Origin of the sequence: Pseudomonas sp. MF6767, from assembly GCF_016405475.1 — a bacterium.
GTDB classification, from domain to species: Bacteria; Pseudomonadota; Gammaproteobacteria; order Pseudomonadales; family Pseudomonadaceae; genus Aquipseudomonas; species Aquipseudomonas paracarnis.
On the sequence record NZ_JAEKCY010000009.1, the window covers coordinates 172701 to 196134 of the forward strand.

General features: G+C 59.6%; 20 protein-coding genes. 10 read left to right on the plus strand and 10 right to left on the minus strand.

Annotation, left to right across the window (positions count from 1 at the left end; all coding sequences use genetic code 11):
* Window positions 1-203: 203 nt before the first annotated feature.
* A complete protein-coding gene (locus JFT58_RS16505) occupies window positions 204-830 on the plus strand; it encodes a response regulator transcription factor (protein ID WP_034127160.1) in 627 nt (208 codons plus the stop codon).
* Window positions 831-838: 8 nt separating this feature from the next.
* Window positions 839-4474 carry a transporter substrate-binding domain-containing protein gene (locus tag JFT58_RS16510; RefSeq protein ID WP_034127159.1) on the plus strand — a complete coding sequence of 1212 codons (3636 nt, stop codon included), beginning with the start codon at window positions 839-841 and terminating at the stop codon, window positions 4472-4474.
* A 69-nt stretch (window positions 4475-4543) separates the two neighbouring features.
* Here JFT58_RS16510 and JFT58_RS16515 read toward each other — a convergent pair whose 3' ends face one another.
* The gene (locus JFT58_RS16515) at window positions 4544-5026 is read right to left on the minus strand and encodes a GAF domain-containing protein (protein WP_054897893.1); all 483 of its coding nucleotides are present in this window, start codon (window positions 5024-5026) and stop codon (window positions 4544-4546) included.
* On the minus strand, window positions 5023-5913 hold the full coding sequence (locus JFT58_RS16520; RefSeq protein WP_034127157.1) for an ATP-binding protein: 891 nt from the start codon (window positions 5911-5913) through the stop codon (window positions 5023-5025). Before JFT58_RS16520 ends, JFT58_RS16515 begins: the two co-directional genes overlap by 4 nt.
* 163 nt (window positions 5914-6076) lie before the next feature.
* On the opposite strand from JFT58_RS16520, the gene JFT58_RS16525 reads away from it, so the two are divergent.
* Window positions 6077-8386, plus strand: coding sequence for a hybrid sensor histidine kinase/response regulator (locus JFT58_RS16525; protein ID WP_034127156.1), 2310 nt, complete (start codon window positions 6077-6079; stop codon window positions 8384-8386).
* 21 nt (window positions 8387-8407) lie between these two features.
* On the opposite strand, the gene JFT58_RS16530 is transcribed toward JFT58_RS16525, so the two are convergent.
* Together JFT58_RS16530 and msrB are read right to left on the minus strand one after the other, a co-directional pair.
* Window positions 8408-8893: a glutathione peroxidase gene (locus JFT58_RS16530; protein ID WP_034127155.1), complete on the minus strand. Its 486-nt coding sequence runs from the start codon at window positions 8891-8893 to the stop codon at window positions 8408-8410.
* A gap of 150 nt (window positions 8894-9043) precedes the next feature.
* On the minus strand, window positions 9044-9436 hold the full coding sequence (msrB, locus tag JFT58_RS16535; protein ID WP_034127154.1) for a peptide-methionine (R)-S-oxide reductase MsrB: 393 nt from the start codon (window positions 9434-9436) through the stop codon (window positions 9044-9046).
* A gap of 202 nt (window positions 9437-9638) precedes the next feature.
* Here msrB and JFT58_RS16540 point away from each other — a divergent pair, with 202 nt between their 5' ends.
* Complete coding sequence (locus JFT58_RS16540) at window positions 9639-10850, plus strand: pyridoxal phosphate-dependent aminotransferase (protein ID WP_044273990.1); 1212 nt, start codon at window positions 9639-9641, stop codon at window positions 10848-10850.
* Between the two features lie 304 nt (window positions 10851-11154).
* A complete protein-coding gene (htpX, locus tag JFT58_RS16545; RefSeq protein WP_003189904.1) occupies window positions 11155-12042 on the plus strand; it encodes a protease HtpX in 888 nt (295 codons plus the stop codon).
* Between the two features lie 91 nt (window positions 12043-12133).
* Here the strand turns inward: htpX and JFT58_RS16550 are convergent, their stop codons facing one another.
* Entirely contained in the window at window positions 12134-12790 is a 657-nt protein-coding gene (locus tag JFT58_RS16550; protein ID WP_054897894.1) for a thiopurine S-methyltransferase, read from the minus strand.
* Between the two features lie 103 nt (window positions 12791-12893).
* On the opposite strand from JFT58_RS16550, the gene JFT58_RS16555 reads away from it, so the two are divergent.
* Window positions 12894-13661 carry a DODA-type extradiol aromatic ring-opening family dioxygenase gene (locus tag JFT58_RS16555; RefSeq protein ID WP_054897895.1) on the plus strand — a complete coding sequence of 256 codons (768 nt, stop codon included), beginning with the start codon at window positions 12894-12896 and terminating at the stop codon, window positions 13659-13661.
* A gap of 193 nt (window positions 13662-13854) precedes the next feature.
* Here JFT58_RS16555 and JFT58_RS16560 read toward each other — a convergent pair whose 3' ends face one another.
* The gene (locus JFT58_RS16560; RefSeq protein ID WP_014717677.1) at window positions 13855-15528 is read right to left on the minus strand and encodes a DEAD/DEAH box helicase; all 1674 of its coding nucleotides are present in this window, start codon (window positions 15526-15528) and stop codon (window positions 13855-13857) included.
* Between the two features lie 423 nt (window positions 15529-15951).
* Here JFT58_RS16560 and JFT58_RS16565 point away from each other — a divergent pair, with 423 nt between their 5' ends.
* Complete coding sequence (locus JFT58_RS16565) at window positions 15952-16743, plus strand: crotonase/enoyl-CoA hydratase family protein (protein ID WP_034127150.1); 792 nt, start codon at window positions 15952-15954, stop codon at window positions 16741-16743.
* A gap of 127 nt (window positions 16744-16870) precedes the next feature.
* Here the strand turns inward: JFT58_RS16565 and JFT58_RS16570 are convergent, their stop codons facing one another.
* Entirely contained in the window at window positions 16871-17626 is a 756-nt protein-coding gene (locus JFT58_RS16570) for a spermidine synthase (protein ID WP_054897896.1), read from the minus strand.
* Between the two features lie 123 nt (window positions 17627-17749).
* Here JFT58_RS16570 and JFT58_RS16575 point away from each other — a divergent pair, with 123 nt between their 5' ends.
* Entirely contained in the window at window positions 17750-19096 is a 1347-nt protein-coding gene (locus JFT58_RS16575; RefSeq protein ID WP_054897897.1) for a class II 3-deoxy-7-phosphoheptulonate synthase, read from the plus strand.
* A gap of 96 nt (window positions 19097-19192) precedes the next feature.
* Here the strand turns inward: JFT58_RS16575 and JFT58_RS16580 are convergent, their stop codons facing one another.
* Together JFT58_RS16580 and JFT58_RS16585 are read right to left on the minus strand one after the other, a co-directional pair.
* Complete coding sequence (locus JFT58_RS16580; protein WP_054897898.1) at window positions 19193-20422, minus strand: winged helix-turn-helix domain-containing protein; 1230 nt, start codon at window positions 20420-20422, stop codon at window positions 19193-19195.
* Window positions 20423-20467: 45 nt separating this feature from the next.
* Window positions 20468-20674, minus strand: a complete 207-nt coding sequence (locus JFT58_RS16585; RefSeq protein ID WP_054897899.1) for a DUF1127 domain-containing protein — start codon at window positions 20672-20674, stop codon at window positions 20468-20470.
* 70 nt (window positions 20675-20744) lie between these two features.
* Here JFT58_RS16585 and JFT58_RS16590 point away from each other — a divergent pair, with 70 nt between their 5' ends.
* Window positions 20745-21626: a LysR family transcriptional regulator gene (locus tag JFT58_RS16590; protein ID WP_054897900.1), complete on the plus strand. Its 882-nt coding sequence runs from the start codon at window positions 20745-20747 to the stop codon at window positions 21624-21626.
* Here JFT58_RS16590 and JFT58_RS16595 read toward each other — a convergent pair.
* Window positions 21616-22365: a sulfite exporter TauE/SafE family protein gene (locus JFT58_RS16595; RefSeq protein WP_034127144.1), complete on the minus strand. Its 750-nt coding sequence runs from the start codon at window positions 22363-22365 to the stop codon at window positions 21616-21618. The two genes, JFT58_RS16590 and JFT58_RS16595, sit on opposite strands and share 11 nt — an antisense overlap.
* 108 nt (window positions 22366-22473) lie before the next feature.
* Between JFT58_RS16595 and JFT58_RS16600 the strand changes: the two genes are divergently transcribed.
* Window positions 22474-23424 (plus strand): LysR family transcriptional regulator, encoded by a 951-nt coding sequence (locus JFT58_RS16600; protein ID WP_034127143.1) that lies wholly within the window; start codon window positions 22474-22476, stop codon window positions 23422-23424.
* Window positions 23425-23434: the final 10 nt, after the last annotated feature.

The window sequence follows — 23434 nt, forward strand, 5'->3', positions numbered from 1 at the left end:
AAAAATTCAAGCCTATCACCATGCCACGATTGCGTTCGAAACGCTCACATGCTCTGTCACGACTACCCATCAACTTGTAGGCGCATACCTTTTTAATTGTAGGAACTTTCCTGTTTTGCATCTACTGCTCGTGCGCTTCATGCCGTGCCCTTATCTTCTGAGCTAATGTGCCCGCTTTATTTGCACCTGCATGGAATGTGATTATGAACTCAGTTTTTATTATCGATGACCACCCCGTTATCCGGCTTGCTATTCGAATGTTGCTGGAGCACGAAGGTTACAAGGTCGTCGGCGAAACAGACAACGGGTGCGATGCCATACAAATGGTCCGTGAGTGCCTTCCAGACTTGGTGATTCTGGATATCAGCATCCCGAAACTCGACGGTCTCGAGGTGCTCTGCCGATTCAATGCCATGAACACCTCAATGAAGACCCTGGTGCTCACGGCCCAGTGCCCGACGCTATTTGCTACGCGGTGCATGCGCTCGGGCGCCGAAGGCTACGTGTGCAAGGAGGGTGACCTGAGCGAATTGCTGAGCGCCATTCGCGCTGTCCTGTCCGGCTACAACTACTTCCCCAGCCAGGCATTGAGTGGCCCCGGAGCCGAAGGCATGGATGTCCAGGAGCTGGAACTGTTCAAGTCAGTTAATGACCGAGAGTTGATGGTCCTGCAACTTTTTGCGCAAGGTCGCACTAACAAGGAAATTGCCAAAGGTATGTTTTTAAGCAACAAGACGGTCAGTACTTATAAAAAGAGACTCATGCAGAAACTCAAAGCCAAATCCTTGGTAGAACTCATCGAGATGGCAAAACGAAACGCGCTAGTGTGAGAAAGCGGATGCCCAGGCGTATAAAGGACTATCTGATTATATTAAGTGCCGGTTTGTACTTCAGCACTACCGTGCTGGCGGAGCACCAAACCAGCCCGGAACGTTTCACCCTCTTGAGTCGTGCGGGAGCTGTTCAACTGGACACTCATTTTGACAAGGCCCAGCGCCAGTGGCTGCAGAACAAACGTGAACTCACGCTGGGGACATCCACACCTGATTACCCGCCCTTCGACCTCACTTCCAGCGGCCATGACTACGAAGGCCTTACCGCCGACTACGCAGGATTACTGGCCAAGGCACTCTCCCTGCCAATCAATGTGATGCGCTACCCCTCCCGAGCGGCGGCCATTCGCGCCCTGGAAGACGGGGAAATTGACCTGCTGGGCTCCTCAAACGGGTTTGAAGCTGCGACGCCAAATCTTATCCTCTCCGAACCTTATGCCGTGGACCAGCCGGTGCTGGTCACGCGCGAGGGAGAAACCCGCAGCCTCAGCGAAGGCCTCGATGGGCTGCGCCTGAGCCTTGTCTATCACTACCTGCCGCTCAATGAGGTGGAGAAGCTGTACCCCAAGGCGAGCATCCGCGCCTACCCGTCCTATCAGAATGCCTTGAATGCAGTGGCCTTCGACCAGGCGGATGTGTTTCTCGGTGACACCATTTCCACCCATTACATGATCAACAAGGGCTATCTCAAGAACATTCGCATGGCCAACTTCGGCAAACATGAAGCTTATGGTTTCAGTTTTGCCACGCGCCAGGACAACCGGATGCTCCTCAGCATTGTCGATTCAGCCCTGGCCTCAGTGCCCATCAACGAAAGGGACAGTATTGCCAAGCGCTGGAGCGCCGGCAGCGACATCCTGCTGACCGACAAGAAGCTGCAACTGACCCAGCGCGAAGAGCGCTGGCTCAAAGAGCATCCGGTGGTCACCGTGGTCGTCAACGAAACTTTCGCGCCCCTGACGTTCTTCGATGCAGACGGCAACTTTCGCGGCATCACCGCCGACTTGCTGGAGTTGATTCGCTTGCGCACCGGCCTGCGTTTTTCGGTGCAGCGCGGGCGCGATGTCAGCGCGATGATCGACCAGGTCGCGACCCAGAAAGTCGATATGATCGGTGCCATCGTGCCCAGCAACGAACGAGATTCGCAGCTTAATTTCAGCCGCCCCTACCTGGAAAACTCCTATGTATTGTTGACACGCAGAGAGCAAGGTGCCCCCTCGAACATGGAGCAGATGGCAGGAAAGCGTCTGGCAATCACCCGAGGCAACCCACTGGCCGCGACCTTGAGCAAAGACTTCCCGCAGGTTCAACTGGTGGAAACCAGTGATACGTTCAGAGCATCGGAGCTGCTAGCACAGGGACAAGTGGATGGGGCAGTGAATACCTTGGTGATCGCCAACTATTTCCTGTCATCCCAGGTCTTCCAGGATAAATTGCAAATAAGCGCCAGCATCGGCACGACCCCAGCGACCTTCTCTCTTGCTACCTCGCGCCAAGCCACGGAGTTGAGCTCGATACTCGACAAGGCGCTGCTCAGCATTGCCCCGGATGAAATGGGCGTAATCAACAGTCGCTGGCGTGGCTACACCGCCGCATCGGACAGCTACTGGCGTAATTACCATCAACTGATCGCGCGAATCATCATCGGCACCGGGCTGTTGCTGTTGATATCCCTAGCCTGGAACGCCTACATGCGTCGCCAGATCAAGCATCGAAAAATGGCCGAACGTGCCCTCAACGATCAGTTCGAGTTCATGCGTGCACTGGTCAATGAGACGCCCCATCCGATCTACGTGCGCGACCGCAATGGGTTGTTGCAGACCTGTAACGACAGCTACCTGCAGGTGTTCGACGTCAAGCGCGAAGAGGTGATCGGCAAAAGCGTGACCCAGATGACCATGGCGCTGGCGTCGGAGGCAGCCCAGTATCATGCTGACTATCTGCGTGTGGTGGCCGAGGGTAATCCGCTGATCCTCGATCGCAGCCTGCATATCCACGACAAGAAACTGACCATCTATCACTGGATCCTTCCCTACCGCGACTCTACGGGTGAAGTCCAGGGCATCATCGGTGGCTGGATCGATATCAGTGACCGACGCCAGCTATTCGATGAACTACGCGCTGCCAAGGAGCGCGCCGACGAAGCCAACCGCGCCAAGAGCACGTTCCTGGCTACCATGAGCCACGAGATTCGTACCCCGATGAACGCTGTGATCGGCATGCTCGAACTGACGCTCAAGCGCGCCGACCAAGGACACCTTGACCGTCCGGCGATCGAGGTGGCGTACAACTCGGCCAGAGACCTGCTGGAGCTGATCGGTGACATTCTCGACATCGCGCGTATCGAGTCCGGCCGCCTCAGCCTGGCGCCGGAGCGCGTCAACCTGCGGGAGGTAATTGAATCAGTGGTGCGCGTCTTCGACGGTCTCGCACGGCAGAAAACCCTCAGCCTGCTGCTGGAGTTCAAACCCGACCTGAACGATATCGAGGTGCTGATAGACCCGCTGCGCTTCAAGCAGGTGCTATCGAACCTTGTGAGCAACGCGATCAAGTTCACCGAACAAGGGCAGGTCAAGATCAAGGTCGAGCTGCAGCCTACCCAGGCCCCGGAGCAGATCGAGCTGAAACTGGTGGTGGAAGACACCGGCATCGGCATCAGCCGGGATGACCAACAACGCCTGTTCGAACCCTTTGCCCAGGCGGACAACTCAGGGCAACTGGCGCGCAGTGGCGCGGGCCTGGGTCTGGTGATCTGCCGCAGCCTGTGCGCGATGATGGGCGGCCAATTGAGCCTGAGCAGCGTGCCCATGGTCGGCACCCAGGTGCACGTCAACCTGAGCATGCCTCGCCTGCAAGCGATCCAGGCGGTGGGTGAACACACGCCGCCAACGCCGGCCACCGCACGGGTGCTTAACGTACTGGTGGTAGACGACCATCCGGCGAATCGCCTGCTGATGTGCCAGCAATTGGGCTACCTGGGGCATAAATTCATCGCTGCCGAGCACGGAGCCGCAGGGTTCCAGGCCTGGCGTAAAGAGCATTTCGACCTGGTAATTGCCGACTGCAACATGCCCATCATGAATGGCTACGAACTGAGTCGTTCAATCCGTGAATATGAGCAACGCGAACAATTGGTGCCCTGCGTGGTACTGGGTTTTACCGCCAACGCCCAGCCGGAGGAAAGGCAACGATGCGTGCAAGCCGGCATGGATGACTGCCTGTTCAAACCCATCAGCCTTACCGTATTAGAGCGCCAACTGGCACATATCGCCCCTGAAACCGTGCCCCAACGGCTGGACCTCGAATGCCTGGAAGCGCTGACCGGCGGTGATCCACAGTTGAGTCGACGCTTGCTGGAGGAGCTGCTGAGCAGCAGCCTTCACGACCGCAAGGTCCTTATCGAACTGCGGGATCGACACGCGCCCCCCTCGGACATCATTGAGCAAGCCCACAAGATCAAGGGTGCCGCCCGCATCGTTCAAGCCCATTCGTTGGCGGGGCAATGCGAAGCCTTGGAGCAAACCTGTTCTCGCAATGAGGAGTGGGCCGTGATCGAAAGCGGCATCAGGGCCCTGGAACAGCTCATGCTGGAATTGGAGAAGATGCTGCGGGTTCAACTCGATGAACTGCAAGCCCCATAGCACCAGGGCCCGTCGTGGCGGGAGCGAGCAAATGCGCTCCTACCGCGACCAGCATAAGTACCCACCGCTTCAGCAGTCGGTCAACTGCAGGAAAATCTCCGCCAGCCGCTCAATCCCCTCCTGGTCCTGAGGGGTAAAGCGGCCCAGCAATGGGCTGTCGAGGTCAAGGACACCAATCAGTTGGCCGTCCTTGACCAATGGCACCACCAATTCACTGTTCGAAGCGCTGTCGCAGGCGATATGGCCTGGGAACGCGTGCACGTCCTCCACGCGCTGGGTTTTCCGTGAGGCCGCAGCCGCACCACACACGCCGCGACCAAACGGAATGCGCACACAGGCGATCTGCCCCTGAAAGGGCCCAAGCACCAGCTCTTCGTTACGATTGAGATAAAAGCCAGCCCAGTTCAAGTCATCCAACTGGTTGAACAGGAACGCGGAAAACTGCGCACTGTTGGCAATAAAATCGCGCTCATCAGCCAGCAATGACTCCAGTTGCGCGCAGAGCATGGCATAGCCATCAAGGCCGCTGCCGGCCTGTTGTAAATCGATCATGGTTGACGTTCCAGCAATTTAAGACCCACCCAGTAACGGGCGAATTGATAGGCGCACCGGCCATTGCGGTTGCCGCGCCCAGTGGCCCAACGCACCGCGAGAACGTCAAGCTGCTCATCGCGTTGCCACTGCAAGCCGGCCTTGCTGGCCAACTCACCGATCCAGTGTTCCACCACATCCAGAAAATGCTCCTGGGTAAAGGGGTAGAACGACAACCACAAGCCAAAACGATCCGACAAGGCAATCTTGTCTTCAACCGCCTCGCTCGGGTGCAATTCGCCGTCCACGCGTTTCCAGTTGTCATTGTCGCTCTGGTTTTCCGGCACAAGGTGGCGACGGTTGGACGTGGCGTACAGCAGCACGTTTTCCGGCGCCTGTTCCAGGGAACCATCCAGCACGCTCTTGAGCACGCGATAGTCACCTTCGCCGGCCTCGAACGATAGGTCATCGCAAAACAAAATGAAGCGTTGTGGTAGCTTGACCAGTTGCTCGACCACCCGCGGCAGGTCAGCCAGGTGGTCACGCTCGATCTCGATAAGACGCAGGCCGGCGTTGGCGTGCTGGGCGAGCAAGGCCCGGACCATGGAAGACTTGCCGGTGCCACGCGAACCCCATAACAGGGCGTGGTTGGCGGGTAACCCATCAAGGAACTGTTGGGTGTTGCGCGCCAGTTGTTCACGTTGTTTGTCGACACCAATCAGGTCCGACAGGCGCATGTCCAGGCTCACTTCCAACGGTAACAGGAAGCCATTGCGACCTTCGCGCTGCCAGCGGGCGGCCAGGCATTGGTGCCAGTCGATCGCCTGGCGTGGGGCGGGTAACAACGGTTCCAGGCGAGCCAGCACCGCATCGGCGCGCTCAAGAAAGGCATTCAATCGAGAATCCACAGCTATTCCTCTGGCAACTTCTTGCAAAAGATGGCGTATTGGCAACCCTGCGGCAAACTGTAGGGCTGCATCAAACAAACGATTCATGCCGGGCGAGCCAAAGCTTGTGGATGTTCAGCTATGCTTGCCGGGCGAAGGGAAACGCTAAGTGGTTCAACACTCGATGGATATCAAGTTCGCCCACCGCTTGTCTTATAAACAAGCCAGATTAACTGTGCTGGTCGGTTTCGTCTTGGGAACCCTGCTCAGTCTGATCCAAATCGGCATTGATTATGCCAGTGAAGACGCATCCATCAACCGTGAAATACGCTCACTGATTGAAATCAGCCATAACCCGGCGTCAAGAATCGCCTACAACATCGATGCCGAACTCGCCCAGGAACTGACCTTGGGCCTGCTGCACTCCCCCGCCATCATCCGCGCGCAGTTGATCGACAACAATGGCGTGGTGCTGGCCGACGTCAACCGTCCGCGCAAGGAAAGCAACTATCGGCCGGTCAGCGATTTTCTGTTTGGTGCCAATCGCCAATTCGAAGACCGACTGTTTCTCAGCCATATGCCCAACGACTCCCTTGGTGTGTTACGCCTGGACGTCGATACTTATGCCTTTGGCAGCCGTTTCCTGCATCGCGCCGAGATCACTCTGCTCAACGGCTTCGCCCGCAGCCTGCTGCTCACCGGGATTTTGCTCGGCCTGTTCTACGTAATGCTCACCCAACCGCTGGTGCGCATTATCCGCGAGCTGAGCACACGCAAACAGGCGCGCCTGGATTGCCCACCGGGGCATGAACACGATGAAATCGGCGTGCTGGTCAGCGTCGCCAACCAACAATTCGAAAACATGGAAACCGAGATCCAGCAACGGCGCCATGCCGAAGATCGCCTCACGGAGTATTTGGGGCAACTGGAAAATATCGTTTCTGCGCGCACCCTCGAACTCAAGGCCAGCAACCAACGCTTGAGCCAGTCCAACGATGAGCTGGAGGCGGCGAAAATGACTGCGCTGGGCATGGCTCAGGCACGGGCAGCATTCCTGGCCAATATGAGCCATGAAATTCGTACGCCGCTCAATGGGTTGCTGGGCATGATTGCCCTCTCACTGGATAGCCCGCTGACCGCCGAACAGCGCCAGCAACTGTCCATTGCCCATGACTCAGGCAAAGTGCTGGTGGAGTTGCTCAACGATATTCTTGACCTGTCCAAGTTCGACGCCGGCCAGCTGGAACTGGAGCATATCCCGTTCGACCTGGGCTCATTGGTGGAAGATACCGCCAACCTGCTCTCGCAAAATGCCGCTCCGAGCGTGGAGCTGACCTGCCTGATCGACCCGCAATTTCCCGCCCAGGTGGTCGGCGACCCTACCCGTGTGCGGCAGATCGTCAGCAACTTGCTCTCCAACGCCTTGAAGTTCACCCGCTTTGGCCGCGTCGATGTGCGCCTGCGCGCCTTGGAAGGTCGGGTCAGCATTGAAGTGTGCGATACCGGCATTGGCATCGCCCAGGAAGCCCAGGTGAAAATCTTCCAGCCGTTCACCCAGGCCGGCGCTGGCATTACCCGCCAGTTTGGCGGGACGGGATTGGGCCTGGCGTTGACTCATAACCTGTGCGAAGCCATGCAAGGCCGCTTGAGTATCAGCTCGGAGGTGGGCTTTGGCAGCCAGTTCTGCGCCGACCTCCCACTGCCCGCGCATTTGCCTGCCATGCGCTATGCACCGCTCACGGGCGAGGTGATCGCCATCACCAACGCCGGCGGCGGGCTGACGGAGCTGCTCACCACGCTATTGCCCTCTTGGGGGCTGACACCGCGCTGCTATTCCCAGGACGATGATTTGAGCGGGCTGGCGCCCGACCTGTTGATCACCGACTGCCCTGAATGCTTGTTCCGCTTGCGCCCGGGCATCAGCGCGCCGATTCTGCTGGTTACCGCCTATGGTAACTTTTTGCCCAGCGAAGAAGTCACGGCCCTGGCGCCGCTGCAGCAACAAGCGCGCCCATTGAGCCGCAACGCGCTGTACCAGATCCTGCAACGCAACCTGCGCAGCGGCGCGCAACTGGTGCTCGACCCGGTCCAGATAGAAACCGCACCGCTTGCGCACCGCGCGCGCATCCTGCTGGTGGAGGACAACGCGGTCAATCAACTGGTGGCCAAGGGCATGCTCAGCAAGCTCGGGTGTGAGGTAATCGTCGCGGCCCATGGCGGCGAAGCCCTCAAGCTTCTGGAGGACCAGCGCTTCGACTTGGTGTTGATGGACTGCAACATGCCTGTGATGGATGGCTATGAGGCCAGCCGACAAATTCGCCGGAGCGGGCGTTGGCCGGACTTGCCCATTGTTGCCTTGACCGCCAACGCGATGGCCGAAGAACGCGAGCGTTGCCGGGCCGCTGGAATGAACGATTACCTGGCCAAGCCGTTTCGCCGTGAAGAACTCAACGCCTTACTGGAACTGTGGGTACCGAAGACAACCAGCCTCTGATGGGTACCCGCAATATTGCGGTCATTTGAGCAGGGCTTCAATCTCCTGGGTCAAGTCCTGGGGCTTGGTGGTTGGCGCAAAACGCTTGACCTGCTTGCCATCACGGCCAATGAGAAACTTGGTGAAGTTCCACTTGATGTTCTTGGAACCCAGCAGCCCCGGGGCCTGTTTTTTCAACTGCACAAACAACGGGTGGGCATCGCTGCCATTGACGTCGATTTTCTTGAACAGCGGAAAACTGACACCAAAGTTCAGCTCGCAGAACTCGGATATCGCGCCTTCATTGCCGGGTTCCTGCTTGCCGAACTGGTTGCAGGGAAAGCCGAGCACCACCAGGCCCTGGTCCTTGTATTGCTGCCAAAGTTGCTCGAGGCCCTTGTACTGCGGTGTGAAGCCGCATTTGCTCGCGGTGTTGACCACCAGAATGGCCTTGCCGGCAAAGTCGGCCAAGGTCTTTTGCTCACCCTTGATGGTGGTGCAAGGGATGCTCAGCAGGGAGTCGCTCATGGCAATGCCTCAAGTCAGGGAAAGAAGAGCCTTATTTGTAGGAGCGAGCTTGCTCGCGAAAAACTATCAGACGCCGCGTTCATTCAGGAAACCCGCCGTATCGTTGACGTTTTTCGCGAGCAAGCTCGCTCCTACAGGGACCATGCAAGCCTAGCGCGGCACCAGCTCCAGGCATACCGAATTGATGCAGTAGCGCAGGCCCGTCGGCGGGGGGCCGTCCGGGAACACATGCCCCAAGTGTGCATCACACTTGGCGCAGGTGACTTCGGTGCGAATCATGCCGTGGCTGACATCGCGGATCTCGACCATCGCGCTGTCGGCGATCGGCTCATAGAAGCTGGGCCAGCCACAGCCGGAATCAAACTTTGCCTTGGAATCGAACAGCGGCTCGTTGCAGCAGATGCAGTGGTAGACGCCGTCGGTCTTGGTGGCGTTGTACTTGCCGCTGAACGGTCGCTCGGTACCCTTGAGACGGCACACGTTGTACTGCTCCGGATCGAGCATCGCCTTCCATTCATCTACAGTTTTCTGCAACTTATCCATCGGTACACCTCGGCAACTGAAAAACCCTGATCTGTGTCTTTTCCATGGATCAGGCGGCACGTATGATTGCGCCTCTTCAAAACGCCAGTCTGGCACCCGCGCCATCGGCATTCAAACGTATTTATGGGTGCGGGCCGTGCAGGCTTCACCCTACGGTAGTGCCTACGCCGTCGGGATCGTTCATTTTCAGGATCACATCGCCATGCAGGTCAGCAAATCGAACAAGCTCGCCAACGTCTGCTATGACATTCGCGGCCCGGTGCTCAAGCACGCCAAACGCCTGGAAGAGGAAGGCCATCGCATCCTCAAGCTAAACATTGGCAACCCGGCGCCGTTTGGTTTCGAAGCGCCGGACGAAATCCTTCAGGATGTGATCCGCAACCTGCCGACCGCCCAGGGTTACAGCGACTCCAAGGGCCTGTTCAGCGCGCGCAAGGCGGTGATGCAGTACTACCAGCAGAAGCAGGTCGAAGGCGTCGGCATCGAGGACATCTACCTGGGCAACGGCGTGTCCGAGCTGATCGTGATGTCCATGCAGGCGTTGCTCAACAATGGCGATGAAGTCCTGGTGCCAGCCCCGGATTACCCGCTGTGGACCGCCGCCGTGACCTTGGCGGGCGGCCACCCGGTGCATTACCTGTGTGATGAGGGCGCCGACTGGTTCCCGGACCTGGCCGACATCAAGGCCAAGATCACGCCCAACACCAAGGCCCTGGTGATCATCAACCCGAACAACCCCACTGGCGCCGTGTACTCCAGGGAAGTATTGCTGGGCATGCTGGAACTGGCGCGTCAGCACAACCTGGTGGTGTTCTCCGACGAGATCTACGACAAGATCCTCTACGATGACGCCGTGCATATCTGCACCGCCTCCCTGGCCCCGGACCTGCTGTGCCTGACCTTCAATGGCCTGTCCAAGTCCTACCGCGTGGCGGGTTTCCGCTCCGGCTGGATCGCCATCTCCGGCCCCAAGCACAATGCGCAAAGCTACATCGAAGGCATCGACATGCTGGCCAACATGCGCCTGTGCGCCAACGTACCGAGCCAGCACGCGATCCAGACCGCCCTCGGCGGCTACCAGAGCATCAACGACCTGATCCTGCCCCAAGGTCGCCTGCTGGAGCAACGCAACCGCACCTGGGAGTTGCTCAACGCTATCCCCGGCGTGAGCTGTGTGAAGCCCATGGGCGCGCTTTATGCGTTCCCGCGGATCGACCCGAAAGTCTGCCCGATCCTCAACGACGAGAAGTTCGTGCTCGACCTGCTGCTGTCGGAAAAACTGCTGGTCGTGCAAGGTACCGCCTTCAACTGGCCGTGGCCGGATCACTTTCGCGTGGTGACCTTGCCACGTGTGGATGACCTGGAGATGGCGATTGGTCGCATCGGTAACTTCCTGAAGTCCTATCGCCAGTAAGGCAATTGACGCTGTGCGACTCACAAAGAGTCGTACAGCGATTATCTGGCAACACTTCTGTGTCACTTACTTGCGGTTGTACTTCATTTGGCCCCTGCCAATGACGTGCCCCCTATAATCACGGGGCGACAGGGTAGCATCGGGTCGATCAGGGCTGACAATACAGGTCGGAAAATCCCTTCAAGGCCCTACGCCAACGGTGTAGGACACAGTTTGAAATAGTCCCCCGGTTGAATCACCCCATGCCGCACCTTATATACCCCGCAGTGAGCGACATATTAAGCATGAGGAGAATTCTACAACCATGATGCGCATCCTGCTGTTCTTGGCCACTAACCTGGCAGTCGTACTGATTGCCAGCGTCACCCTGAGCCTTTTTGGCTTCAACGGGTTCATGGCGGCCAATGGGGTTGATCTGAACCTCAATCAGCTGCTGATTTTCTGTGCAGTCTTTGGTTTTGCCGGTTCGCTGTTCTCGCTGTTCATCTCCAAGTGGATGGCAAAGATGAGCACCAGCACCCAGATCATCACGCAACCACGCACTCGCCATGAACAATGGCTGATGCAAACCGTGGAGCAGTTGTCTCAAGAAGCAGGCATCAAAATGCCCGAAGTCGGGATTTTCCCGGCTTATGAGGCCAACGCCTTTGCGACCGGCTGGAACAAGAACGACGCGCTGGTGGCCGTGAGCCAGGGCCTGCTGGAGCGGTTTTCGCCCGACGAAGTCAAGGCGGTGCTGGCCCACGAGATCGGTCACGTGGCCAACGGTGACATGGTCACCCTGGCGCTGGTACAGGGCGTGGTGAACACCTTCGTGATGTTCTTTGCGCGGATCATCGGCAACTTCGTCGACAAGGTCATCTTCAAGAACGAAGAAGGCCGTGGTATTGCCTACTTCGTGGCGACCATTTTCGCCGAGCTGGTCCTGGGCTTCCTGGCCAGCGCCATCGTGATGTGGTTCTCGCGCAAACGCGAGTTCCGCGCAGATGAAGCCGGCGCACGCCTGGCGGGCACCAGCGCAATGATCGGCGCGCTGCAACGCTTGCGCTCCGAACAGGGCCTGCCGGTGCATATGCCCGACAGCCTGACCGCCTTCGGCATCAACGGCGGCATCAAGCAGGGCCTGGCTCGCCTGTTCATGAGCCACCCGCCGCTGGAAGAGCGGATTGACGCACTGCGTCGCCGGGGCTGATAGCCGGATGACTCAACAAGGGGGCGATCTGATCGCCCCTTTTTTGTGCCTGCTGATTTCACCGCTCGCCCCTACAAAAGGAAAAACCCTTTTAGCGCCTGGTCAGCCGATAAGCACGCTCTTCAAGGCGAGTAACACCGTCCTGCAGGAACTTTCCGCTCTCCCTCAGGATGTCCCGCTCCTCCAGCCGCTCCAACGCCCAATGCAGTGCAAATAGCACCTGCACTTCCTCGTCCGTGACAGCAAAGGGTGGGCCGGCCTTCTGCCCTTGGTCGTAATCGAGGGTAATCAGCAAACCCTGGCAGCCTGAGGGTAGCAAGGCATTCAGGTGCTCGGCGTATTGCGCACGCATCAGCGGGGGCAATGCGATCAACGCGGCACGATCATATACGCCGCGGCAACCGACCAGCGCCTGCGCATTCAGGCTGAAGAAATCGCCACACCACAGTTCGATCTGGCCCGCCTGATAGACCTTGAAGGCGCCCTGCTGACTGACGTGCGGCACGAGCCCCTGCTCGCTGAAGAACGCCTCAACCGCCTGCTCCGATAGCTCCACGCCCATTACCGGGTACCCCTGGCTCTCGAGCCATACCAAGTCCAGGCTTTTGCCACACAACGGTACCAGCACCTTTGCCCCCTCGGGCAACCCCAGCACGGGCCAGTGCCGTTGCAAATAGGGATTGACCTCGTGCTGATGGAAGCCGATCTGATTGCTCGCCCAGCGGTCCTGCCAAAATTCAGGCTGCATGAATCACTCCGAAAATTCGATCAAAAGGCGCTAAAACTTATATTAGATTTAGATCGATGATCTGATTGAAGATGGCTCCATCTTAACCCTCAGGACTCTGCTCATGCTCCCCAGCCTGTTTATCTCCCACGGCTCGCCCATGCTGGCCTTGCAACCCGGTGCCAGCGGTCCTGCGCTGCAGCGCCTGGCTGACGAACTGCCACGGCCCAAAGCCATTGTGGTGGTGTCGGCGCATTGGGAAAGCCCGGACCTGCTGGTCAGCGGCAGTGCTGCCCCCGAAACCTGGCACGACTTCGGTGGCTTTCCGCGCGAGCTGTTTGCGGTGCAATACCCCGCGCCGGGTGACCCGCAGTTGGCCAGTGAGATCGTCGAACTGCTGCACGCCAACGGCCTGGCTGCACGTATTGACGAGCAACGCCCCTTCGACCACGGCACCTGGGTCCCGCTGTCGCTGATGTACCCGGCAGCGGACATCCCGGTGGTACAAGTGTCCTTGCCCAGCCGCCTGGGCCCGGCTTTGCAGACTCGAGTCGGGCATGCACTCGCGAGCCTGCGCGAACAGGGTGTGCTGCTGATCGGCTCCGGCAGCATCACCCATAACCTGGGCGAACTGGACTGGCGCGCAGGGCCGGAAACGATCACCCCGTGGGCGCGGGAGTTTCGCGACTGGGTGGTCGACAAACTGGCGACCAATGACGACGCCGCCTTGCATGACTATCGGCGCCAGGCGCCACATGCCGTGCGCAGCCATCCCAGCGATGAGCATTTGCTGCCGCTGTACTTTGCGCGAGGTGCGGGCGCAGATTTCAGCGTAGCGCACCAGGGCTTCACACTGGGCGCCCTGGGCATGGACATCTATCGTTTTGGCTGACACCGCCACACCTGTGGGAGCTGGCTTGCCTGCGATAGCGGTGTATCAGTCACACACTGGCTTGCTGACTCACCGTTATCGCAGGCAAGCCAGCTCCCACAGTTGATCGCCTCGGAGACTAAAACATGAGGCAAAAAAAATCCCCGAACCAGTCGGGGATTTTTTATGTGCGATCAATCAGCCCAAGGGCGGATCAATCTTCGCGGTAGCGACGCAGCTTGAGCTGCTTACCGGCAACGCGAGTGTCTTTCAGCTTGGCCAGCAGTTTTTCCAGGCCGTCTTCCGGCAACTCCACCAGGGAGAAGCTGTCACGCACCTGGATGCGACCGATGGCTTCACGCGCCAGGCCACCCTCGTTGAGGATAGCGCCCAGCAGGTTCTTGGCAGCGATACCATCACGCGCACCCAGCGCGGTACGGCAACGAGCACGGCCTTCAGCCAATGGCACTGGAGCACGACGCTCACGGTCACCACGGTCTGGACGGTCACCGGAACGCTCTGGACGATCACCGCGTGGCGCGCTGTTCGGAACCAGTGGACGTTCTTTTTCGATGGCTGCCAGGGTCAGGGCCTGACCATTGGTAGCTTTGCGCAGCAGGGCTGCAGCCAGGGCACGCGGGGTGCAACCGATATCGGCGGTCAGGCGGTCCAGCAGGTCGCCGTGGGTCGATTCAGCGTCAGCCACCAGTGGCGCCAGGCTGTTGGTCAGTTTCTTGATGCGCGCATCGAGAACGGCCTGGGCATCCGGCAGGCGGACTTCGGCAACTTTCTGGCCGGTAACACGCTCGATCACTTGCAGCATGCGGCGCTCACGTGGAGTCACCAGCAGCAACGCACGACCTTCGCGGCCGGCACGGCCAGTACGGCCGATACGGTGAACGTAGGACTCTGGATCGTAAGGCATGTCAACGTTGAACACGTGGGTGATACGTGGAACGTCGAGGCCACGGGCAGCAACGTCGGTCGCCACAACGATGTCCAGACGGCCATCCTTGAGGGAGTCGATCACACGCTCACGCTGGTTCTGGGCAATGTCACCGTTCAGCGCAGCGGCTTTGTAGCCTTTGGCTTCCAGGGCGCTGGCCAGGTCCAGGGTCGCTTGCTTGGTGCGCACGAACATGATCAGGGCGTCGAAGTCTTCGACTTCCAGCAGGCTCAATACAGCCGAGGTCTTCTGGTCAGCGTGAACCAACAGGTGAGCCTGTTCGATCGCGGTAACGGTCTGGGTCTTGGTCTGGATCTTCACGTGCTCCGGATCGCGCAGGTGGCGTTCGGCAATGGCACGGATGGACTGCGGCAGGGTAGCCGAGAACAGTACGGTCTGACGGGTCGCTGGCAGCGCCTTGAAGATGACTTCCAGGTCATCCATGAAGCCCAGCTTCAACATTTCGTCAGCTTCGTCCAGAACCAGGTGGTTCACGGTCGACAGGACTTTTTCGTCACGACGCAGGTGGTCGCACAGACGGCCCGGAGTGGCGACAACGATCTGTGCGCCATTGCGGATTGCCTTGAGTTGTGGGCCCATAGGCGCGCCGCCGTAAACGGCCACAACAGTTACACCCGGCATTTGCTTGGCGTAGGTTTCAAAGGCGGTTGCTACTTGCAGCGCCAACTCACGGGTTGGCGCCAGGATCAGGGCTTGCGGCTCGCGCTTGGCAGGATCGATGCAATGCAGAATAGGCAGGGCGAACGCGGCGGTTTTACCGGTACCGGTTTGCGCCTGGCCAATCATGTCCTTACCGGCCATGATGATCGGGATCGATTGCTGCTGAATCGCCGAAGGTTCTTCGTAGCCGGTCGCTGCGACGGCTGCAAGAATATTCGGGTTAAGATTAAAAGCGGCGAAGCCGCCGGTTTCCTGGGTCATGGGTCTGCCTCTAAGTGCATCCGCAAAGACCCATGCTCCAAAGCTGCGCATGCCGTGTTGAGACTCAAGAGTCGCCCTGGCTGCTTTGTCGGCGGGGATTTGCGAAAACGAATGAATGAAAAAGATTCGTCAAGGAAGAGTCCGCTGTGCGGACGTGCAGCCGAAGCTGACTTCGGGGAATTGCGCTACCTAAACGCGGCCCGGTTAAAGGCCGGCGCGCACTATACCGGAAATACCTGAAAAAGGGAGCTTTTTTTATCGCCAGGCGCCGATAAACCGCACTGGGTCACGCGCTTTGCAGATCCATGCGCCAGGGTCTATTTTTCAAAGGCCCGGCCCTGTTGGTTATCGAGCTTAAACGGTTCACCCACCCATTGAGACCCTTTGGTCTGAAACCTCACCTGCGCCCCGAGGGCACACCCGATGAATCAAGCCAGCAGTAGCCGTGTCAGCCGCGCACTTGAGGGCCATGTTCTATTGCTAGGCCTGGACCGCGTGGCCAAGCGCAACGCCTTTGACCTGGATTTGCTCAATGAACTGAGCCTGGCCTATGGCGAATTTGATCGAAACGATGACGCACGGGTGGCCGTGGTGTTTGCCCATGGCGATCACTTCACCGCAGGACTGGACTTGGCCAATGTCAGCGGAGTAATGGCCGGCGGCTGGCAACCGCCGCTGGGAGGGTGCGACCCGTGGGGGGTGTTTGCCGGCCCGCGCGTGAGCAAGCCGGTGATCGTCGCCGCCCAAGGTTACTGCCTGACCATTGGTATCGAGTTGATGCTGGCGGCGGATATCAACCTCTGCGCCAGCAATACCCGCTTCGCCCAGATGGAGGTGCAACGCGGCATCTTTCCGTTTGGCGGCGCGACATTGCGCTTTCATCAGATTGCCGGCTGGGGCAATGCGATGCGTTGGCTGCTCACCGGCGACGAATTCGACGCCCATGAGGCCCTGCGCCTGGGGTTGGTGCAGGAAGTGATGGCCAGTGAAGACCTGTTGCCCCGTGCCATTGAATTGGCCAACCGCATTGCGCGCCAGGCGCCGCTGGGTGTGCAGGCAACGTTGATGTCGGCACGCCTGGCGCGCATGGAGGGTGAGGCCGTCGCAGCCGCCGCGCTGCCGCCCATGGTGGACAAACTGCTCAACAGTGAGGACGCCAAGGAGGGTGTTCGGGCGATGGTCGAGAAGCGGCCCGGGGTGTTCAAGGGGATTTGAACAAACTGAATTAGCCGTCGCCAGTGAGGGCCTCTTCGCGGGCAAGCCCGCTCCCACAGGGGATTGCATTTCAACACAGAGTGCAATTCGACTGTGGGCTTGCCCGCGAAAGCGTCCGAACTGACAACTAAGTTGCTGGCCGAATCGCCTTGATCAACGACTGCAACGAATACCCCAATCGCGGCGCCAAGGCTTCGGCGCGGGCTGACAGCGCATCCAGGTCCAACACCTGATCCAGCTCCGAAGGCACCAATAGAATCACATTGCCCTCCTTCACCGGCAGCTCCCAGTAATGCCGGTGGTACAACCCACGCAGCAACGCCGCCCCCAGCGGCTTGCCGTCATCGGTGGCCCACTGGTTGATCACCAGCCAGCCGCCGGGGTTGAGTTTCTTCTGACAGTTTTCCAGGAAGGTCCAGGCCAGATGCCCCACGCCCGGGCCGACATCGGTGTAGAGGTCGACGAAAATCAAATCGGCCGATTCAGCACTGTCGAGCAATTGCAGCGCGTCACCAATGCGGATGTACAAGCGCGGATCGTCATCCAGCCCCAGATATTCAATCGCCAGGCGCGGCACATCGGGGCGCAGCTCAATGGCTTCGACATCCTCCAGCGCCAGGAATTTGAGGCATGCCTGGGTCAACGTGCCCGCGCCCAGGCCGAGGAACAACGCACTTTCCGGCTGTTCATGGCACAACGCGCCGATCAGCATCGCGCGGGTGTAGTCGTACTCCAGCCAGCTCGGGTCAGCAGTGAACACACAGCTTTGCTCGATGGCGTCGCCAAATTCGAGAAAGCGGTAATCAGCCACTTCAAGCACACGGATCATGCCGAATTCATCATGGACTTCGGCCAGCAGGCGCTCGACACGCTCCTCGCTCATCACTACTCCTAAAGGGTTTACCGCACGACAAAGGCGCGATTGTCGGCCAAGCGGCAACCACAGGTCACGCACTAATTGCTGCTAACATTGACGCCCTAACATCCACCTGCAAACGAGTTCATGATGAGCCACCCCTGGAGTCCCGATAGCTGGCGAGCCCTGCCGATCCAGCAGCAACCCCGATACCCGGACGCCGCGCACTTGGAGCAAGTGGAGCAGAGCCTGGCGAGCTACCCGCCCCTGGTGTTTGCCGGCGAAGCCCGCGAATTGCGCCGTCAGTTTGCCGAAGTGACCCAGGGTCGTGCCTTCCTGCTGCAAGGTGGCGATTGCGCCGAGAGCTTCGCCGAGTTTTCCGCCGCGAAGATCCGCGACACCTTCAAGGTGCTGCTGCAGATGGCCATTGTCATGACCTTCGCCGCCGGTTGCCCGGTGGTGAAAGTCGGGCGCATGGCCGGCCAGTTCGCGAAGCCACGTTCGGCCAACGATGAAACCATCGACGGCATCACCCTGCCCGCCTACCGTGGCGATATCGTCAACGGCATCGGCTTCGACGAAAAAAGCCGCGTGCCAGACCCGGACCGCCTGTTGCAGTCCTACCACCAGTCCACCGCCACCCTCAACCTGCTGCGCGCCTTTGCCCAGGGCGGTTTTGCCGACCTGCACCAAGTGCACAAATGGAACCTGGATTTCATCGCCAACTCCGCCCTCGCCGAAAAGTACAGCCAACTGGCCGACCGCATCGACGAAACCCTGGCCTTCATGCGCGCCTGTGGCATGGACAGCTCGCCGCAATTGCGCGAAACCAGCTTCTTCACCGCCCACGAAGCGTTGCTGCTCAACTATGAACAAGCCTTCGTACGCCGCGACAGCCTGACCAACGATTACTACGACTGCTCGGCGCATATGCTGTGGATCGGCGACCGTACCCGTCAGTTGGACGGCGCCCATGTCGAGTTCCTGCGCGGGGTGAACAACCCGATCGGCGTGAAAGTCGGACCGAGCATGAACCCGGAGGACCTGATCCGCCTGATCGACATCCTCAACCCGGATAACGACCCCGGCCGCCTCAACCTCATTGCCCGTATGGGTGCAGGCAAGGTCGGCGACCATTTGCCCAACCTGATCCGTGCCGTGCAGCGCGAGGGCAAGCAGGTGCTGTGGAGTTGCGACCCAATGCACGGCAATACCATCAAGGCCAGCAGTGGCTACAAGACCCGCGACTTTGCGCAGATCCTTGGCGAAGTGAAGGATTTCTTCCAGGTGCACCAGGCAGAAGGCAGCTATGCCGGCGGGATCCATATCGAGATGACCGGGCAGAACGTCACCGAATGCATCGGCGGCGCACGACCGATCACCGAAGATGGCCTGTCAGACCGCTACCACACCCATTGCGACCCACGGATGAATGCCGATCAGTCGCTGGAGTTGGCGTTCCTGATTGCCGAGACCTTGAAACAGGTAAAGCGCTGACGTTTTATCGACGGGGATGACGCCATCGCGGGCAAGCCCGGCTCCCACAGAAAAACGCGTTCAAATGTGGGAGCCGGGCTTGCCCGCGATAGGGCCTTAAAGGCTGACATCCCGGTTCAGCATCGCAGCCCTCAACCGGGCAGCACTGGGCCGCTGGCAATTGAGCTGGATCTGTTCCAGCCCTAGCCAGTCGGCCATCTTTCGCAGGTTCAAGGCCAGCGCCAACATACCTTCCTCATCCAGCCCAGGTTCTTCCTCGTGCACGGCATGCACGGCCAGGCGCCCATGGGCACGCTCGGCCCGCAGGTCGACGCGTGCGGCAATGCGTTCGTTGTGGAGAAACGGTAGGACGTAATAGCCATACACGCGTCTTTCTTGCGGCGTGTAGATCTCCAGGCGATAGCGAAAGTCGAACAAACGCTCGGTGCGGCTGCGCTCCCATATCAGCGAATCGAACGGCGACAACAATGCACTGGCCGGCACGTTGCGCGGCAGTTTGGGCGCCGCCAGGCAATACGCTGGTTGTTTCCAGCCCCGCACCTGGCACGCCAGCAGTTGCCCATCCTCAACCAGCTCGGCCAAGCGGTTGCGGCTGTCGGCGGGGTCGAGGCGGAAATAATCGCGCAGGTCTTTTTCAGTGGCGACACCCAATGCAGTCGCACTGTGCAACAGCAAGCCACGCTGCGCTTCACCTTCACTCATGGAGACCCTGAGCACCTCTGCGGGAATAACACGCTCGGGCAGATCATAAAGCCGCTCAAACCCTCGACGACCGGCAACCGTGACCAGGCCAGCGGCGAAGAGCCATTCCAGCGCGTGCTTTTCATCACTCCAATCCCACCAGGGACCGGCACGCTCCTCGCGGGTCGACAAGCTACCCGCCCCCACGGCGCCCTGCTGTTCGACGGTGCGCAACACGCGCTGGATCGTCGCCTGCTGTTCACGGCCAAAACGTGCCATCTGCGAATAGATCCCCTGCCCTTGCCGGGCGCGCTCCATACGCCAACCCATCAGCGGGTACAGCGCCAAGGGCAGCAGCGACGCCTCATGCCCCCAGTATTCAAACAGAGAACGCCGCCGCCCCAGGCTCCAGGCCGCCTGCTCAAGAATCGATGGGGAATAAGAACCAAGGCGGGAAAACACGGGCAGGTAGTGGGAACGCACCAGCGCATTGACCGAGTCGATCTGTAAAACGCCCAGGCGCTCGATCAAGCGGTTGAGGTGCGTGGCCTTTATCTGTGCAGGCGCCTGGCGCCCGGAAAACCCCTGGGCAGCCAGCGCCATGCGTCGAGCTTGCTTGAGTGAAATACACAGGTCGGCGGGCATGGCGATCTCCATTGAGGCTCGCGCCCTACCCTACTGCATCCGGGCTTATTTTCGCAGCGGGTCTTCCCAGAAATGCCGATGGCTTTCCTGCGCGACGTCGGCGCGATTGAGCCCGATGTCCTTGAGTGCGTCATCGCTCAGGGTCGCCAGCATCTGCCGCTCCTGATGCAACAGCTGCCAACGCGCGAATGTGTGAAAAAGCCCAGCAAACAGCCAGTTATCCGTCGATATGAAACCTTTTTGACTTTTCATCTTCTCGCCCTCCAGTGGGGATGACGACAGTGTGTGCCTGGCATTATGATCAATCCAACGAATGTTTCTTATGCATTACATCTCGGAGATTGATCAATTGTCCGCCTATCCCAGCATCGACACAGACGTGCTGCGCACCTTCGTCGCCATTGCCGACCAGGGCGGTTTCACCCGTGCCGGCGAGACGGTCAATCGCACTCAATCGGCGGTCAGCATGCAGATGAAGCGTCTGGAAGAAGACGTGTTGGAGCGCAAACTGTTCGAGCGCGATGGCCGGCAGGTACGGCTCACACCCGAAGGCCAGGTGCTGCTGGGTTATGCGCGGCGCATCCTGAAATTGCACAGTGAAGTGTTCAATACCCTGCGCGAGCCGCATATGGTGGGATTGGTGCGCATCGGCACGCCGGATGACTATGTGATGCGCTTTCTGCCAGGGATCCTGAAACAGTTCTCCAAAGCCTACCCACTGATTCAAATCGAAATGCACTGCGAAGCATCGACCGTATTGATGCAACGGCGGGACTTGGCGCTGACCGTGATCAGCCGCGAGCCCGGCAATGATCTGGGTGAGTTGTTGCGTACCGAACGCATGGTGTGGGCAGCATCACCGTGCTTTTGTGTGGAGGAGCACGATGCCCTGCCTCTGGCGGTGTCCGGCGACGAGTGCCTGTACACCCATTGGGCACGTGCGGCATTGGACGCGGCCGGGCGAGATTATCGCCTGGCCTATCACAGCTCTAACGGAGCAGCGATCCTGGCGGTGGTGAGTGCGGGCCTGGCGGCGATGGTCAGCATGGAAAGCCTGGTCACCGACGACCTGCGAGTGCTCGGCAGCGACGAAGGCTTCCCGACTTTGCCGTCGATGAACCTGCGCTTGCTGCGTAACCCGCAGATGACCTCGCCGATCACCGAGTGCCTGGCGGACTACATCGTCGAAGGCTTCAAACTTTAAAGGTAAGCATCACCGCGCACACCACCAAAAAGCCACAGAACAGGCCGCGCAACAGGCGCTCCGGCAAGGCATGAGCCACTTTCACGCCCCAACTGATACTCAGCAGGCCACCCACCGCCAGCGGTAGGCCGATCATCCAGTCCACCTCGTGGTGCCAGGCATAGGTGACCAGGGTCACACCGGTACTGGGCAACGCCAATGCCAACGACAACCCTTGGGCAACCACTTGAGTAGTGCCGAACACACTGGTGAGTACCGGTGTGGCCACCACCGCGCCGCCGACCCCGAACAGCCCGCCCATGGAGCCGGATGCCGCGCCCAAGACGCCAAGCCAGGGCCAGGAATAACGCATTTGCGTGGTGGGCGGCGCGTTGCGGGTAAACATGCGCAGCAGGTTGTAGGCAGACAGCGCCACCAAGAACGCAATAAAACCAATGCGCATGGCGCCCGCATCCAGCCCCACCGCCCAGATCGATCCCAGCCAGGCAAAGCAAAAGCCGGTCACACCCAAGGGTAAGGCGTGACGCAACTCGATGCGGTTACGTTGGTGATAGCGCCACAGGGCGAGCATCACATTCGGCACGACCATGACCAAAGCGGTGCCCTGGGCAATTTGCTGATCCAGCCCGAACAACACGCCGAGTACCGGGATAGCAATCAGCCCGCCGCCGATGCCAAACAGCCCACCCACGGTGCCCAACGCCGCACCCAATGCCAAGTACATCACTAGATCCCACACCGCTCGCTACTCCGCAATTCCAAGCTTTGCATGCTACGCAGTCGGCTCTGGCGCGGAAACGCACAGCAACGCACAATGGCTGTGCCAATCTCGCATAAGCGTCGAGCCATGAACCCCAACACCTTGACCGACCAACTCAGCCTGTTTCTGGATGTGCTGGAAGCCGGCAGCTTTTCCGCCGCCGCGCGCCGCCATCCGCTGACACCTTCCGCCGTGGCCCGGCGCATCGACAGCCTGGAAAGCTCCGTGGGTAGCCGCCTGTTCCAACGCAGCACCCATGCGGTGGTGCCCACCTCGGCGGGCCTGGCCTTTGCCGAGCGGGCACGACGGATTGTCAACGAGTTGCAGCTGGCGCGGGCTGAAGCGGTCTCGCTGAGCCATGCGCCGGAGGGGTTGATCCGGGTCGATGCGCCCGCAGCATTCGGCCGCCGGCATCTGGCGCCGGTCATTGCGGACTTTTTAAACCTGTACCCAGGACTGGACGTGCACCTGCACTTGATCGACAGCTTTGTCGATATGCAGGGCGCGCATCTGGGCAAGGTCGATCTGGTTCTGCGCGCTGGGCATATTGTCGATACCCGGCTGGTCGCTACGCCGTTGGCGAGCATTGTGCGTATCGCCTGCGCCAGCCCCGCGTACCTGAAAAGCCGTGGCACGCCGGCCCATCCTCGAGAGCTGAGCGAACATGATGGCCTGGACTGGGACGGGCTGGCGCCAATGTTCGCCTGGCGCTTCGAACTGGACGGGCGTCGCACCACCTATCGCCCCCGGCGCATCCGCATGAGCGCCAACAATGCCGAAGCCCTGCTTTCGGGTGCACTGGCCGGGCTGGGCATCGCTCATCTGCCGACCTGGTTGGCCAGTGAATACCTGGTACGCGGTGAGCTGTTGCCGCTGTTTTGTGAAGACGGTTTGCCGAGCCCGGAAACCGCCGGCATTTATGCGCTGCGCCTGGAGCAACAGCCCAATGCGCGCAGCCGATTGTTGCTTGAATATCTTAAATCCCGTTTCAGCCCGGTGCCGCCTTGGGATCTGGCATTGCAAAGTGGCTTGGTCTGACGCCTCCGGC